Origin of the sequence: Curtobacterium sp. NPDC092190, from assembly GCF_044755625.1 — a bacterium.
Lineage (GTDB): Bacteria > Actinomycetota > Actinomycetes > Actinomycetales > Microbacteriaceae > Curtobacterium.
The window spans coordinates 19419-33582 of record NZ_JBIVRJ010000001.1 but is presented as its reverse complement, the minus strand read 5'-3'; the positions used below and the strand labels follow the sequence as shown (position 1 = coordinate 33582).

General features: G+C 68.6%; 14 protein-coding genes. 4 read left to right on the top strand and 10 right to left on the bottom strand.

What is annotated here, in order from left to right; all coding sequences use genetic code 11:
• Window position 1 precedes the first annotated feature (1 nt).
• Window positions 2-781 (bottom strand): aldo/keto reductase, encoded by a 780-nt coding sequence (locus ACIQFY_RS00165; RefSeq protein WP_400337671.1) that lies wholly within the window; start codon window positions 779-781, stop codon window positions 2-4.
• Between the two features lie 94 nt (window positions 782-875).
• Here ACIQFY_RS00165 and ACIQFY_RS00160 point away from each other — a divergent pair, with 94 nt between their 5' ends.
• Window positions 876-1745 carry a DUF1524 domain-containing protein gene (locus ACIQFY_RS00160; RefSeq protein ID WP_400337668.1) on the top strand — a complete coding sequence of 290 codons (870 nt, stop codon included), beginning with the start codon at window positions 876-878 and terminating at the stop codon, window positions 1743-1745.
• Window positions 1746-1871: 126 nt separating this feature from the next.
• Window positions 1872-2663 carry an SDR family oxidoreductase gene (locus tag ACIQFY_RS00155; protein ID WP_400337665.1) on the top strand — a complete coding sequence of 264 codons (792 nt, stop codon included), beginning with the start codon at window positions 1872-1874 and terminating at the stop codon, window positions 2661-2663.
• Between the two features lie 51 nt (window positions 2664-2714).
• Here the strand turns inward: ACIQFY_RS00155 and ACIQFY_RS00150 are convergent, their stop codons facing one another.
• Genes ACIQFY_RS00150 through ACIQFY_RS00135 form a run of 4 tightly spaced genes read right to left on the bottom strand, consistent with a single transcriptional unit; the run spans window position 2715 to window position 6923 of the window.
• Complete coding sequence (locus ACIQFY_RS00150; RefSeq protein WP_400337662.1) at window positions 2715-3710, bottom strand: phosphotransferase; 996 nt, start codon at window positions 3708-3710, stop codon at window positions 2715-2717.
• Complete coding sequence (locus tag ACIQFY_RS00145) at window positions 3707-4618, bottom strand: carbohydrate ABC transporter permease (protein ID WP_400337659.1); 912 nt, start codon at window positions 4616-4618, stop codon at window positions 3707-3709. The genes ACIQFY_RS00150 and ACIQFY_RS00145 overlap by 4 nt, the downstream gene beginning before the upstream one ends.
• The gene (locus ACIQFY_RS00140; protein WP_400337656.1) at window positions 4618-5577 is read right to left on the bottom strand and encodes a carbohydrate ABC transporter permease; all 960 of its coding nucleotides are present in this window, start codon (window positions 5575-5577) and stop codon (window positions 4618-4620) included. Before ACIQFY_RS00140 ends, ACIQFY_RS00145 begins: the two co-directional genes overlap by 1 nt.
• Window positions 5574-6923 carry an ABC transporter substrate-binding protein gene (locus ACIQFY_RS00135; RefSeq protein WP_400337653.1) on the bottom strand — a complete coding sequence of 450 codons (1350 nt, stop codon included), beginning with the start codon at window positions 6921-6923 and terminating at the stop codon, window positions 5574-5576. Before ACIQFY_RS00135 ends, ACIQFY_RS00140 begins: the two co-directional genes overlap by 4 nt.
• Before the next feature lie 135 nt (window positions 6924-7058).
• On the opposite strand from ACIQFY_RS00135, the gene ACIQFY_RS00130 reads away from it, so the two are divergent.
• Both ACIQFY_RS00130 and ACIQFY_RS00125 read left to right on the top strand, forming a co-directional pair.
• Window positions 7059-7475 (top strand): SseB family protein, encoded by a 417-nt coding sequence (locus tag ACIQFY_RS00130; RefSeq protein WP_400337651.1) that lies wholly within the window; start codon window positions 7059-7061, stop codon window positions 7473-7475.
• A 65-nt stretch (window positions 7476-7540) separates the two neighbouring features.
• The gene (locus ACIQFY_RS00125; RefSeq protein ID WP_400337648.1) at window positions 7541-7771 is read left to right on the top strand and encodes a hypothetical protein; all 231 of its coding nucleotides are present in this window, start codon (window positions 7541-7543) and stop codon (window positions 7769-7771) included.
• A 57-nt stretch (window positions 7772-7828) separates the two neighbouring features.
• On the opposite strand, the gene ACIQFY_RS00120 is transcribed toward ACIQFY_RS00125, so the two are convergent.
• From ACIQFY_RS00120 to ACIQFY_RS00100, 5 genes are all read right to left on the bottom strand, one after another.
• Complete coding sequence (locus tag ACIQFY_RS00120; RefSeq protein WP_400337645.1) at window positions 7829-8242, bottom strand: hypothetical protein; 414 nt, start codon at window positions 8240-8242, stop codon at window positions 7829-7831.
• 55 nt (window positions 8243-8297) lie between these two features.
• Window positions 8298-8516: a hypothetical protein gene (locus tag ACIQFY_RS00115; RefSeq protein ID WP_400337642.1), complete on the bottom strand. Its 219-nt coding sequence runs from the start codon at window positions 8514-8516 to the stop codon at window positions 8298-8300.
• 24 nt (window positions 8517-8540) lie between these two features.
• A complete protein-coding gene (locus tag ACIQFY_RS00110; RefSeq protein WP_400337639.1) occupies window positions 8541-8897 on the bottom strand; it encodes an HNH endonuclease in 357 nt (118 codons plus the stop codon).
• A gap of 29 nt (window positions 8898-8926) precedes the next feature.
• Window positions 8927-10459 carry an AAA family ATPase gene (locus ACIQFY_RS00105; protein WP_400337637.1) on the bottom strand — a complete coding sequence of 511 codons (1533 nt, stop codon included), beginning with the start codon at window positions 10457-10459 and terminating at the stop codon, window positions 8927-8929.
• A 109-nt stretch (window positions 10460-10568) separates the two neighbouring features.
• Window positions 10569-14063: a TM0106 family RecB-like putative nuclease gene (locus ACIQFY_RS00100; protein ID WP_400337634.1), complete on the bottom strand. Its 3495-nt coding sequence runs from the start codon at window positions 14061-14063 to the stop codon at window positions 10569-10571.
• Between the last annotated feature and the right edge of the window lie 101 nt (window positions 14064-14164).

Here is a 14164-nt window from a genome sequence, read left to right as displayed (position 1 = left end):
GTCAGCCGGCGAGACCGTCGATCCGCGACACCTCGTCGGCGGTCAGCTCGAGGTGCGCCCCGAGTGCGTTCGACCGGATGCGCTCCGGGTTGGACGACTTCGGGATCACGACGAACCCGTGCGCCACGTGCCACGCGACGACGACCTGCGCGCTGTCGGCGTCGTGCGCCTCCGCGATCTCGACGAGCGTCGGGTCCTGCAGGTTGCTCGCCTTGAACGGGCTGTAGCCCTCGAGCACCACGCCACGTTCGTGCAGCCCCGCGGCGACCTCGGCGTCGTACTCGGCGGGGCTCCACCGGATCTGGTTCACGGCCGGGGTCGTCCCGGTCGCGTCGGTCAGCTCGTCGATCTGCGCGAGCGAGTAGTTGCTCACGCCCACCGCCCGGGTCAGCCCGTCGGCCTGCGCCTGGACGACCTGCTCCCACACGTCGGGTCGGGCCTCGCCGTTCGGCGGCCAGTGCACGAGCCACAGGTCGAGGTGGTCGAGCCCGAGCTGCTCGAGGCTCTCCTCGATGGTCTGGCGCACCCGGTCGGCGTTGTCCGGCGGGAGCTTCGTGGTGACGAAGACGTCGTCGCGGGCCAGGCCGGCGTCGGCGAGCGCCTTCCCCACGCCGCGCTGGTTCGAGTAGCCCGTGGCGGTGTCGATGTGGCGGTAGCCGGCCTCGAGCGCAGCGCCCACGGCGGCGGGGGCGTCGGCGTCGGGGATCTGCCAGGTGCCGAAGCCGAGGAGCGGCATCGATCCACCGGTGACGGGCACGGAGGGGTTCGCGTGATCGGTCATGCCCCGTGTCTACGCCCTGGTTCGTCGGTGCCGCACGGGATGATCGTGGACGGTCCACCCGGGCCCGCTCCACCGCACCACCGAAGGCCTCCCCATGACGTCCCGTCGACGCCGTCCGCGTTCCGCCCGTTCCACCTCCTCGCGCCGCAGGGCTCGGGCATCGCTGACGTCGCTCGGCCTCGTCGCGGTCGTCGCCCTCGCCGGATGGCTGCTGCACACCACCGGAGTGACCGACGCGGACGCCGACGCCGCCGCGGACGGGACGTCCTCGTCGACGGCCGCACCGACGATCACCACCGCACCGACGGCCGACGCGGGCGGTGGGCCCGAGGCGGGCAGCGCCTCCCGGCCGACCGTCGACGCGACCGAGCCGACCAGCCCGACCGAGGCGACCAGCCCGACCGACGCGACCCCAGCCGCGACCGCCCGCCGCGAGCTCGCTGCCCTGCCCGTGAAGGGCAAGGCCGCCGCGACCGGCTACGACCGCGAGGCCCGCTTCGGCACCGCCTGGCTCGACGTCGACCACAACGGCTGCGACACCCGGAACGACGTGCTCGCCCGCGACCTGACGAACATCGAGCGGCAGGGGCCCTGCAAGGTCCTGCGCGGCACGCTGGTCTCCCCCTACACCGGCGAGCGGGTGGACTTCGTCCGCGGGAACCGGACGTCGACCCTCGTGCAGATCGACCACGTCGTCGCGCTCGAGAACGCGTGGCGCACCGGCGCACAGCAGCTGACGCAGGAGCAGCGCGAAGCCCTGGCGAACGACCCCGCGAACCTGTTCGCCGTCGACGGCCACTCGAACGCGCAGAAGCGCTCGGGCGACGCGGCGACGTGGCTGCCCGCGGACACGGCGTTCCGCTGCACCTACGTCGAGCACCAGATCACGGTGAAGACGACGTACCGGCTCTGGGTGGCGCCCGCGGAGCGCGACGCGATGGAGCGGGTGCTCGCGCGCTGCTGAGCGACTGACCGACCGAGCAAAACGACAGGTGTAGCCTAGAGCTATCGATGCAGATGCATCGAACGGACTCGTCGACCCACCGCTGGACCCGAGCCCTTCATCGTCGAAGACCGCAGGAGGCCATCCATGACATCCACCACCCGCTTCACCGACCGCGTCGTCCTCATCACCGGCGGCGGCTCCGGCCTCGGCCGCGCGACCGCCGTCCGCCTGGCCGCCGAGGGCGCGCAGCTCTCACTCGTCGACGTCTCCAGCGAGGGACTCGAGGCCACGAAGGAGGCCGTCCTCGAGGCGACCCCCGACGCCCAGGTGCTCACCACCGTCGCCGACGTCTCCGACGAGGCCCAGGTCGACGCCTACGTCACCGCCACCACCGAGCGCTTCGGCCGCATCGACGGCTTCTTCAACAACGCCGGCATCGAGGGCAAGCAGAACCCCACCGAGTCCTTCACCGCCGCCGAGTTCGACAAGGTCGTGTCGATCAACCTCCGTGGCGTGTTCCTCGGGCTCGAGAAGGTGCTGCGGGTCATGCGCGAGCAGGGCTCGGGCATGGTCGTGAACACCGCGAGCGTCGGTGGCATCCGCGGCATCGGCAACCAGTCCGGCTACGCGGCCGCCAAGCACGGTGTCGTCGGCCTCACCCGCAACTCCGCCGTGGAGTACGGCCAGTACGGCATCCGCATCAACGCCATCGCCCCCGGTGCGATCTGGACGCCGATGGTCGAGAACTCGATGAAGCAGATCGACGCGGAGAACCCGCGGAAGGCCGCCGAGGAGTTCATCCAGGTCAACCCCACGAAGCGCTACGGTGAGGCCCCCGAGATCGCCGCCGTCGTCGCCTTCCTGCTGTCCGACGACGCCTCGTACGTCAACGCGACGGTCGTCCCGATCGACGGCGGGCAGTCGGCCAAGTACTGAGCGTGGTCCGTCCGGCGCCCGGCCCACCTCGTGGCTCGGGCGCCGTCGTCGTCAGACGCCCTGCGAGACGAGGGCCTCCCACAGCCGTGGCTCGACGAGCGACGCCGAGCCCGTCGGCGCCAGGATGCCCGTGGACACCCGGAGTGCTTCGTCCCGGTCGGCTCCGGTGCTCGCCAGGGCGGCCGTCATCGTCGAGGTCAGGTCCTCGAGCGCCCGGATGCAGGCGTACCGCACGAGCCGGCACTCGTCGAGCTCGACGGGGCCGTACCCGGTGCGGAAGGCCGCGAGCTGCTCCGGTGTCGCGGGTGCGAACAGCACGCTGAACTCGACCAGGTGCAGGTCGATCTCGCGCGGTCCGACGACGGCCTCGTCCCAATCGACCAGCCGGAGCGAGCCGTCGGGTTCGACGAGCACGTTGCCGAGGTGCGGGTCGCCGTGACAGGGCACGGGGGCTCCCACCGCGGCCGGTTCGAGCTGTGTCCCGCGCAGCAGCAGGTCGACGCGGTCCCGCGCGTCCCGCCACAGGTCGAGCACCGGGTCGGAGCCGGACACGGCGGCGGCGTCGAGGGCGCGAATCTCGGCGCGGTAACGGCGCCGGCGGCGACGGATGCCCCGACGTGCACCCTGCCGGCGGGGCGGCACGGGGAAGGCGTGGGCGTGCACGTCCGCGAGGAGCGCGCCGTACGCACGCCATGCCTCCAGGCCGAGCCCGACGGTGGCGGCGTCCTCGCCGTCCGACCACCGGGTGAGCGCCAGCTTGCCGCCGGCCCGGCGGCTGCGGCGCCGTCCGTCGATCGTCGCGCGCACCGCGGGGGTCCCGTCGAGGCCGGCGCCGGCCATCGAGGACACCAGCCGCGTCCCGGTCCGGCTCGGGCGCGAGGTCCACTTCGCCGCCCAGGCGGTGCCCTCGCGGTCGGTGATCCGCCAGACGGCGGCCGAGGTGTCCGTCCCGCCGGTGACCTCGTCGACGGAGACCGCATGCACGCCGAAGTCCTCCGTGACCCAGCGACGGGCGTCGTCGGACGTCGGACGGGGGCCCGGCGTCACCGGAGGCCGCTCCGTGACAGGCCCTCGACGAAGTACCGCTGGAAGGCGAGGAAGATCGCGACGATCGGCAGGATCATGAGCAGGTTGACGGCCATGATCGCGCCGTAGTCCGACGTGTACTGCCCCTGCAGGGTCCCGACGATGCCGATCGGCACCGTGAACAGGTCCTGGTTGCCGGACAGCGCCACGAGCGGCCAGCCGAACGCGTTCCACTCCCCCATGAACGTCAGCAGCACGAGCACCGCGAGGAGCGGCCGGCACTGCGGCAGCACGACGGACACGAACGTGCGGAAGCGTCCGGCGCCGTCGAGCTGGGCCGCCTCGATGAGCTCGTCGGGCACGGCGAGGAAGAACTGCCGGGCCAGGAACACCCCGAAGATCGCCGCGGCCTCGGGCAGGATCACCGCCCACAGCCCGCCGTACAGGTGCAGACCGATCGAGATGAAGAACTGCGGCACGATGATCGCCTGCGGCGGGATCATCAGCGTCGACAGCAGCACCAGGAACAGCGCGTTCCGGCCGCGGAATCGGAGCTTCGCGAACGCGTACCCGGCAAGCAGGTTGCAGAACACCGTGATCACGGTGACGACGACCGCCACGAGCAGCGAGTTCGCGAACCACCGCCAGACCGGGAACTCCTGGAACGGCCGGACGAAGTTCTGCAGGGTGGGGTGCTGCGGCCAGAGCTGCAGGCCTGGTGCGTACAGGTCGGCGCGTGCCGAGAAGGCGGTGAGGATCATCCAGTACAGCGGGAATGCCATCACGACGGTGACGAGCACCGCGACGGTCAGCCGCAGCCAGAGCAGCTTGCCGCCGCGCTTCCGGGGCGACCGGGTGGCGGTGGTGCTCGCAGCTGCGGCGGACCGACCGGACGCCGTCGCGCCGGTGTCCCACGTCGATGAGGTCATCAGTCCGTCTGGTCCCGTCCGGCGTTGAACCGCCACTGCAGTCCCGTGATGAGGAGCGTCACGAGGTAGATCACGATGCCGACCGCCGCGCCGTAGCCGAGCAGCTGCGGCCCGTGCTCGTCGAAGGCGACCCGGTAGGCGTAGGACACCACCGTCGTCGTGCCGTACCCGGGCCCGCCGCGGGTCATCGCCCAGACGGTGTCGAACACCTGGAACGAGTAGATGAGGTTCATCACGAGGAGGAAGAACGTCGAGGGGCCGAGCAGCGGGAACGTGATGAGCCGGAAGCGCTGCCAGCCGGTCGCGCCGTCGGTCGACGCGGCCTCCTGCACCGCCGGGTCGACGCCCTGCAGCCCGGCGAGGTAGATGAGCATGTCGAAGCCGATGCGCTGCCAGAGCGTCATGAGGATGACCGCCGTCATCGCCCACCCGCCGCTCGACTGCCAGTCGACCTGCGGCAGCCCGAGCGTCGCGAGGAACTTGTCGATGAACCCGTTGTTCTGGTCGAACATCCACGCGCCGAGCACGCCCGTGGCGACGCCCGACACGACGAGCGGTAGGAAGATGATCGTCCGGAACACCGTCCTGCCCGGCAGCACGCCGTTGAGCAGCACCGCGATCCCGAGCCCGATCGCCATGCCCACCGGCACCGTGAACAGCGTGAACACGCCGGTATTTAAGACCGACTGCCAGAACACCGGATCGGTGACGAGCTTCGCGTAGTTGCCGAGGCCGGCCCAGCTCGTCCCGCCGAGCGAGTCGAGGTCCTGGAAGCTGATCACCAGCGCGTACACGAGCGGCAGCAGCGTGAAGACGACGATCAGCACGACGTTCGGCAGCAGGAACGCGGACGCGGCCGCCGTACTGGAGGCACGGAAGACCCCGGCGGACCGCCGCGGTCCGCGCCGCACGGCTCCACCCGCCGTGGCGCCGCCGATGCGCTCGGTCGCGCCCGTCACGCGGACACCGCCTGGTCGACCGCGGCGTCGATGGCGCGGATGGCCTGCTCGGTGCTCCGCCCGTGGAACGCGAGTTCGAGCTGGTCCTGCAGCGCGGTGTTGATCGAGGCGAAGCCCGGCACGACGGTCTCGCGCACGGCCGTCTCGGTGATCGTCGTGGCCTGCTGCGTGAACACGCCCATGACGTCCGGGCGGACGGCGTAGTCGAGGGTCTGGTCGGCCAGGGTCTGCAGCGTCGGGAGCTCGTTCGCGAGCTGGCAGAAGTCCCGCATCTGCTCCTCCTCGACCACGAACTTGAGGAACGCGGCCGCGAGCTCGGGGTTCTCGGTGTCCCGCGTCGCGACGATGGCGTTGCCGCCGAGGTCCGACGCCGCCGCCCGGTCCCGTGGCATGTAGGTCGTCGCCCACTCCCCGCCCTGGTACCCGTTCGCGCCGTCCGCGAGCTCGGGCACGAGGAAGTCCCCGATGAACGTCATCGCCACGGTCTGGTTGAGGAAGAAGTTGTCCGAGTAGACCGTGGTCTTGATGGTGTTGTTCGCCGGCACCCACCGCTCGTCGAAGAACCGCTGCGTGAACGCCATCGCCTTCCGCGCCGGGTCCCCGTCGACCGCCGAGTGCTGCAGGTCCTCCGTCAGCAGCGACCCGCCCGCCTGGTACAGGAAGCTCGCCCAGCGGTAGGCGCCCGCGGCCGTCCAGTCGTAGGCGAACGGGTACTTGTCGTCGGGCAGGGCCTTCCGGAGCTTCGTGCTGACGTCGGAGAACTCCTCCCACGTCCACGCGTCGTCGAGCCGGTCCGGCACGGCGCCGATGCCCGCTTCGTCGAGGGCCTTCCGGCTGAACGCGATCGCCGAGGTGTCGGTCTGGTGCGGCACGCCGTACGTCCGGCCCTCGAAGCGCACGGCGTCGTACAGCGCCGGCAGGAACCCCTTCGCCTCGGAGGCGCTGAGGTACGGCGTCATGTCGAGCAGCACCCCGTGCGAGGTGTACTTCCCGATGCTCGTGTAGTCGACCCGGAACACGTCCGGGGCCGTCCGCGACAGGATGCCCCGGTCGATGCCCGAGAAGAACCCGTCGTACGGCAGCGTCTGCAGCTCGATCGTCGCCTTCGGGTGTCGCTCCTCGAACCCGGCCTTGGCGCGCGCGAACCCGCTGTTCTCGCCGTCGCTGCCGCCCCAGAACGCGAAGCGCAGCGTGCCCTCAACCTCGCCGATGTCGGCCTTCGACCCGGGAGCCGCCGAGCTCGGCTGCGGACCGTTGTTCGCGACGCACCCGCTCAGGGCGGTGGCCGCGCCGAGCCCGAGCGCGCCCGCGAGGAGCGACCGTCGGGTCAACTGCAGTGGTGGCACGGTGCTCCTGACGTGGAGGTGCGGACGTGCTCGGACTGTAGACGCGAGCGCCGACACCGGTGGCCGGAGTGCGCATTCGGTTCCGCTCCTCCGTCGTGGGAGCATGGCCGGGCAGACCACGGCGGAGGGAACCCCATGAGCAGCAACGACACGAGCGGGTCGGCGTTCGGCCCCGGTGCCGGCAAGACCGAGTCGCCCGCCGGAGCCCTGCGGCGCCGCATGGCATCCTCGGCGCAGGGATTCCTCGGCAGTGCCGCGTGGGTGCCGTGGAAGCCCGCGGGCGATCCCGAGGGCGGGAGCATCGCGCACGTGATGATCCGCGACCTGCCGTTCGTCCCGGTGTTCACCGACCCCGCCGAACTCACCGAGGGCGTCCCCGGCACCGAGGCCCGCCCGGTCCGCATGGCCGAGCTCGTGACCGCGGTGCCCGAGGAGTTCGGCATCGTCGTCGACCCGACCAGCACCGAGGACGCCAACTTCCTGCACGCCGACGTGCTCGCGGGGATCCGGGCGCAGATGCATGGGCAGATCCCGGTCGAGGACGAAGACTGACGGCGGCCGCGCGGGCGGTAGCTCGCTAGGCTGACCGCTTCGCACCGAGTCGGGGAGGAACTCCGATGCTGCTGCTCGTCGCACTCATGGTCGCGGTCGTCTACGTCGTGGGGGCGGCGGTCGTGGCGGCCGTCCTGATCCGCCGGCGGAACCGCCTGCCCGCAGCCGACCGATCGTCGCCGGGGCTGCTCTTCGGCGTGCTGATCGCCGCGGTCCTGGTCGCGCCGCTCGTGTGGGCCATCGCGAACGCGACGATCACGGGCATCGCGGGCGTGCTCAGCGACGTCGGGTCCTGATCGGCTGCACGTCGACGTCCCGGACCGACGGTGTACCCGCGGCGGTCGGTCCGCTCGTCAGCTCCCCATCAGGATCGTCGCCAGACCCGAGAGGGCCATCAGTCCGGCAGCGGGTAGCGTGACGGCGCCGAGCACCACGGCGAGCGTCGCCCGACGTCGTCGGGTACGCGCGTCCTCGATCTCGCGGAGCAGCCGATCGAAGCGCTGTTCGAGACGGAGCGTGTCGTCGAGCACGACCGCGGTCGCGTGCCACGTCCGGCGGTCCTCCGCGAGCATCGAGAGGTAGCGGACCGCCTCGTCCGAGTGAGCACGCTCGAGTCCGGCGATCCACGGCCGCACCTGCTCCGGGGTCAGCACGACCACGGGCGCACGCTTCTTGCCGAAGCTTATGCGTTCCGCCGCTACGACGAGCAGCGGCTGCACGAGGATGGGGACGCCCGCTGCATCGGACAGGCGGAACAGGGACAGCAAGCTCGAGTCTCTCATTGGCGCTGACATCCGCTAAAGACGGGCGCCCATTGGACTATCAAGCCGAAACAGGATAACCGCGATAAGTCGCGTACGCGCGCAATACTGCGGTGTATTCGACCGATGTCCCGCACGCATCGTCGATCAACTCGGCTTTAAATTGCTTATGGGCCGGTCTGTGTTCACGTTCCCAGAGCACGATAAGCTCCTCGAGAGCTTGAATAGCTCTCATGCGCCCCATGATTAGACCGGGATTGTCCTTGAATTTCAGTTTCATGAGCGTGAGCGAGCCACGAACGCTTCAACTACGGGGCAATACGACTGGCCCCACAATCATCAGAGCACTCTCAATTTCATCCGTATATGGATCGAGTACACGAAGTTCGTCGTCCTCGCTCCAATACGCACCCTTGTTCGTATTGCAACGTGGACAGCAGTAGCCTAAATTGCTCCATTCGAGAGCCAGATGCTCGAACCGCGACTTCGGCAAAATGTGTTCAACCGCTCCATAGCTGACATCGTCGATGAACGACTCGCAGTACATGCACTTATTCTCGGCATCACGTTGCAGTGCTCGGACAATCTCGGTGTGGCGCCAGGAGCTTTTTCCTCTCCGCCTGAAGGCTGCAGCGAGCTGCTCCCTGTCGCGCTCAAGCACTTGTGGAGCCTCGCCCCGCACCAGTGTTCTCACAGACTGCTGTTTCGTTCCAAGGCTTCAAGAGCCGCCGGGAATTGCCGATCAAGCCCAACCGCCTCAAAACGCTCTCGCAACTTACGCAAATCTTCCACCGTTGGCTCCCTTGGAACATCGGACAGCGCTTGCGCAACTCCTTGTTCCACCCAAATCGCTAAGGGGCTTTTCAACCCAAGAACTCGGGTCAAAGTCTCGTCCGGTGTCGCCGCTGCATTAACGGAATCTAGTCTGCGCGATACAACCTTTCCGGACTTGGCTCGTTCCAGGGTGTAGACGTAAGCCTCAGCATCAGCCGTAACAACGAACGGACTGTGCGTCGCGACAATGAAGCGAACTCGCGGGAACGCCCTGAGAAGAGCTGGCATGAAGGAGCGCTGCACGGCAGGATGCAAATGATTCTCGGGCTCGTCGATGATAACCGTGAAAGCTTTAGCTTTTTTACTACGGAGGAATATCTGCCAAGCCAGTTCCAGAAGTGCGCTTATGCCGCCGGACGCTGCCTCGAGAGGGAAGTCGTAGTCGGCGCAAACAAAGAAAAGTTCACCATCAACCACCATCAGTCGACGAAAGCGCAGTTCCGACGGCAGAATCTTCCTTAAGATCGCTTGGAAACCCTCCCAAACTGAACGGGCTTCATCATTGGCGCGCACCGCGTCGTTGCCGTACCCATAAAGCGCAGCTGATACCAATCCCTCTTTCATTCGATATAGGGGCGAAAATTGCGATGGCGCCCCTTGGTATCTCATCTGAATCTCGGACGAGAATTCCTGCAGCAATGCGTCCGCTTCAGAGAAGCGGGCCGGAAGATGCTGCAGCGGCATATAACCACTTACTGATCGGTGCGACGAGATATAGACACCAGACACTTGCTGCTGCTCAATCAAGTGCGGACTGGTCACGGCTACGCCGGATTGCCCTTCATCGGGCACAACCAGTGACGCGACCGCATTGTTGCTATACACCAGTTTGCCAATAGCGGCAGGGTGATTCTGTTGCACCTTCCTACTGCCAGTCAATATCTGACTTGACCAACTGAAGTGCGGCGCTAAAAGATTCAGTAGAGTCGTCTTACCGGCCGCATTGACGCCCGTTAGAACCGTGAGCCGGTCATGGAAGATTATGTCGACATTCTCGAATTGGCGCCAATCGCGTAGGGACAGCCTAGTAAAAGTGTTCGTCGATGTCCAAACTCCCTTAGAGAGAGCCTCGTTGAACTGCTGTTGGTTGAACCACTCTACGACTTCCTTCGATTCATCATCGATGGGCGCGTCAGGGCGCTTGGCAATTGAGCTTCGACCAGCCTTCGTCAGCTCAACACCGAAGGGTTCAGGTCGATGAGCAAATCCAATCTCCTCCACGAGATTCATCGCTTGAACAGACAGATTCCTGTTGTCCGTATCGGACAGATCTGTCGCCTCGCGTGCGCCTGCATTCGCTACGACACCCTCATAATGTATGGGCCTGTCATAGGTCGCCAGAATTCGTAACACCTGGGTCGCTCGGATCAATACCGCGCTCAAGTCCATGTCCGGAAGCCTACTTCTTCACGCGATCCGTAGCTACCGTTTCGAGTCTGTGGGAGAACGATCTTCTTGCTTAGGTGCAGTCCATCCGAAGGAAGCCGATGGCTTGGCGCTACGCGCTGCCGACTTGGGTCAGCTCGATGAACCGCGAGAGCAACGACAGCCCGCTGATCGACGGCGGCAACCCCGTGGTGAGCGCGGGCGAGTAGACGAGGTACGCCGCCCACTGCGCCCGGGACAGCGCCACGTTGAGCCGGTTCGGCATGAGCAGGAAGTCGAGTCCGCGCGGGATGTCCGCCGCGCTCGAGGCCGCGAGCGACGTGATGGACACCACGGCTTCGCGTCCCTGGAACATGTCGACCGTGCCGACCTGCGTGCCGCGGAGTCCGGCGCGGTCGAGGGCCTCGCGGATCAGGGCGCCCTGCGCGTTGTACGGCGCGACGACGATGACGTCCTCGTCCGTGAGTGTCCGTGACACCTCACCGTCGACCCACCGGCGGCCGATCAGGTTCTGGGCGAGCTCGACGACCCGTGCAGCCTCCTCTTCCGACGACGTCGTGTTGCCGCTGTGCACGACCGGCACGGGGTGGACGCCGGGGTCGAGGTCGTCCAGGTGCCGACCACTCACGATCGACGTCAGCTGCCCGTCGTACGACAGGCCCGAGACCGATGCCGTCAGCGCGGGCTCCATGCGCCGGGTGTGCGCGAGGAAGTAGCCGAACTCGGGCGGGAGCACGTGCTCGCCGTCCGCCAGCCACCCGAGCGCCGACTGATCGACCGGCTCGGGGTGCGACCCCTGCGACACCTGGGGCAGCTGCTGCGGATCGCCGAGCAGGAGCAGGCGCTGCGCGGCGATCGAGGACGCGATGGTCGGGGCGAGCGAGAACTGCCCGGCCTCGTCGACCACGAGCAGGTCGAGGGAGCGCCGCGGGATCGTGCCCTCGTTCGCGAACGTCCACGCGGTGCCGCCGACGACTCCCCCGGTGCCGGTCTCCGCGCACGAGGACAGGAAGGCCGCGACGGCGGCGTTGTTCTTCACCGGGGTCCACGCGGCGGCCTCGAGCTCGTCCTCGGTCGCGCCGGACTTCGGCACCTTCACCACGCGGTCGGCGGGCACCCCGGCCCGAACGACCGAGGACAGGAAGTTCTCCGAAGTCGCGTGCGACTGTCCGACGACCCCGACGCGCCAGCCGTGCTCGCGGACGAGCCGCGCGACGACGTTCGACCCGACGTACGTCTTGCCCGTGCCGGGAGGGCCCTGGATCGCCAGGTACGACCGGTCGAGCCCGAGCAGCGTCGTGACGACCGCCGAGACGGTGTCGTCGCCGGCGACCGGGGCGAGTGCACCGCGCGGCGGGACCCGGCGGAGCAGGTCGAGCGCCGGGTCGGGCAGCATCGCCGGCAGGGCGTCGAGGACCTCCTGGCCCCACTCGGCGATCGCCTCGGGCTGCGGCTTCGCCCGTGGCGGAGCAGCCGGCGCGAGGGCGACCGGGTAGTCGTGGTGCGGCTCGCCGCCGCCGACCGGCAGGCTCTCCTTCACCAGGACCTCGAACGCGTCGCCGTTGTCGGCCGCGTCCAGCACGACTGCGCGAGCCGACGCGCCCTTCGAACCCGGCGCCGGAGCGGTGACCGACGGCGGGAGTGGGTCGTCGTAGACGAGGTGGGGCGTGCCTCCCGGCCGGATGCGCGAACCGGGCGCGAGCGTCCCGGACAGGCGGATCTCCCGTGACTGCGAACGGGCACGCGGCAGCGTGTCCCAGTCCCGCTCGACGGACGCGCGCTCGACGACGAGGACGTCGCGGGTGTCCGCCCAGTCGTCGACGGGGTTGCGGAGGCGGTCGAAGTGGTCCTGCCAGAAGGTCTTGGCCTCGCGGCGGTGGTAGTCGATCGCGGCGGCCGCGAGCGCCAGGGCGGTCTGGTCGGCGTCTCGGTCGAGGGGGTCGACGTCCGCGATCTGCGCGGCGAGTGCCGTGTACACGGGGTTCGGCTCGCGCTCGACGGGGATCGGCGGCAGGAGTTCCGTGTCCTCGGTCGCGGGCTCCGTGCGCAGGGGTCGGAGCGACAGCAGCCAGTCGCGGAGCCGCAGGGTCGAGCGGCAGTCGTAGGCGTTGTAGTCGGCGACCTGGTCGAGCATGCGCTGGCCGGTCGCGGGGTCGCCGCCCCGGAGTTCCTCGATGGCCTCGACGTAGGCGGTGATGCTGTCGGCGGCGTTCGTGACGTCACTGAGGCGGAGGTCATCGCCCATGTACAGCGGCTCGAGCTTCTTGATCGAGTAGCTGTGGCTGCCGACCACCAGGGCCTTGCGGACGATCGGGTACAGGTCGACGAGGACGCCGGCGCGGAGCAGGTCGTCGACGTCGTCCTCCCCCACGCCGTGCCGGGCGGCGAGGGACAGCAGGTGCGTCCGCTCGTACGCGGCGTAGTGGTAGACGTGCATGCCCGGGTGCTGCGCGCGGCGTTCCTTGACGAAGGCGAGGAAGTCGACCAGCGCCTGCCGCTCGTCGCGGATCGTGTGCGCCCAGAAGGCGGTGAAGTCGGCGCGGTCGTCGACCAGGCCGAACAGGTAGTCGAGGCCCCAGTGCACGCCGTCCTCGGTGTGGAGGGGGTCGCCCTCGAAGTCGAAGAAGACGTCGCCCGGGTCGGGCTCCGGGATCGCGTCGAGGGCGCGGGGGTCGTGGAGTTCGAAGCGCGGCTTGGTCGGTCCCTGCTGGGCTCGGCTTGCTTGCTGCTCGGCTTCGCTCTCGGTCTGGAGGCGCGCCTGACGGACCAGCCGATCTTGCGTCGACCGCGACATGCCGGGCACGGCCGCGGTGCGGTCCGCCAGGTCGTCGATCGTCCGCACCCCCTGCCGGATCAGCTTCGTCCGCTGGTCGAGGCGCATGCCGGCGACGAGGACCAGGTCGCGGTGCTGCTGCACCTGGGTCTGGCAGATGGTGCAGCGGCCGCAGCTGGAGTAGCGAGGGTCGCCCCACTGCAGTTCCTCGGTCTCGCGCATCCGCTCGGCGATGACCCGCTCGAGCTCGGCGCGCTGCGTGCGGTACACCGGAGCGATGTCGGCGAGGTCGTGCGTGGTGGTCGTGCGGTCGCCGAGGACGAGGTGGACCTGCTCGCCGGTGGGGATGCCGTGCGCCTGCATCTGCTCGGCGTAGGCGGCGAGCTGGAGGAGGGCGCTGATCTTGGCGTGGCGGGCGAGCTTGGTGTCGTAGACCTCGTAGGCGCCCTGGTCGTTGCGGAGGATGAAGTCGGCGAAGCCGATGAAGCCCGGGCGGTCGGGGGTGGGCGGGTCGTGGAAGGTGGGTTGGTAGAGGACGTCGGCGCCGTCCTTGAACGCCTTGATTGCTCTTCGAGCTTCTGATCCGTAGTCAGATGGTTGGGGTCGCTCGAACTCGACGACGTCGCGGGTCTGCTTGAGGATCTCGAGGTAGTCGAGCTCGTGCTGGTCCCCCAGGCGCGCGGTGCGCTCGAGCATGTCGTCGTGCTCGTCGGGCAGGGGGCCACCGCGGCCGAGCTTGGCGTCGAGGCGGCGGAGGAACGCCCACTCGCAGGTCGCCCACGTGCTGAGGTCGCTCGGGCTGAGGAGGGCCTGCCCGTCGGTAGTGATCTGCATGCGCTCCCCCGTGTCGTCTGGTGCTCTCCGAGCCTAGGGGCGGGACCCGACAGGCCGGCCTCCGACCAGAGGGACATCAATGTCTCTCACCGGGATCACTA

Coding starts and splice junctions, on each gene's coding strand:
- ACIQFY_RS00165 (WP_400337671.1), bottom strand. CDS start 781: ATGACCGATCACGCGAACCCCTCCGTGCCCGTCACCGGTGGATCGATG.
- ACIQFY_RS00160 (WP_400337668.1), top strand. CDS start 876: ATGACGTCCCGTCGACGCCGTCCGCGTTCCGCCCGTTCCACCTCCTCG.
- ACIQFY_RS00155 (WP_400337665.1), top strand. CDS start 1,872: ATGACATCCACCACCCGCTTCACCGACCGCGTCGTCCTCATCACCGGC.
- ACIQFY_RS00145 (WP_400337659.1), bottom strand. CDS start 4,618: ATGACCTCATCGACGTGGGACACCGGCGCGACGGCGTCCGGTCGGTCC.
- ACIQFY_RS00130 (WP_400337651.1), top strand. CDS start 7,059: ATGAGCAGCAACGACACGAGCGGGTCGGCGTTCGGCCCCGGTGCCGGC.
- ACIQFY_RS00125 (WP_400337648.1), top strand. CDS start 7,541: ATGCTGCTGCTCGTCGCACTCATGGTCGCGGTCGTCTACGTCGTGGGG.
- ACIQFY_RS00115 (WP_400337642.1), bottom strand. CDS start 8,516: ATGAAACTGAAATTCAAGGACAATCCCGGTCTAATCATGGGGCGCATG.
- ACIQFY_RS00105 (WP_400337637.1), bottom strand. CDS start 10,459: ATGGACTTGAGCGCGGTATTGATCCGAGCGACCCAGGTGTTACGAATT.
- ACIQFY_RS00100 (WP_400337634.1), bottom strand. CDS start 14,063: ATGCAGATCACTACCGACGGGCAGGCCCTCCTCAGCCCGAGCGACCTC.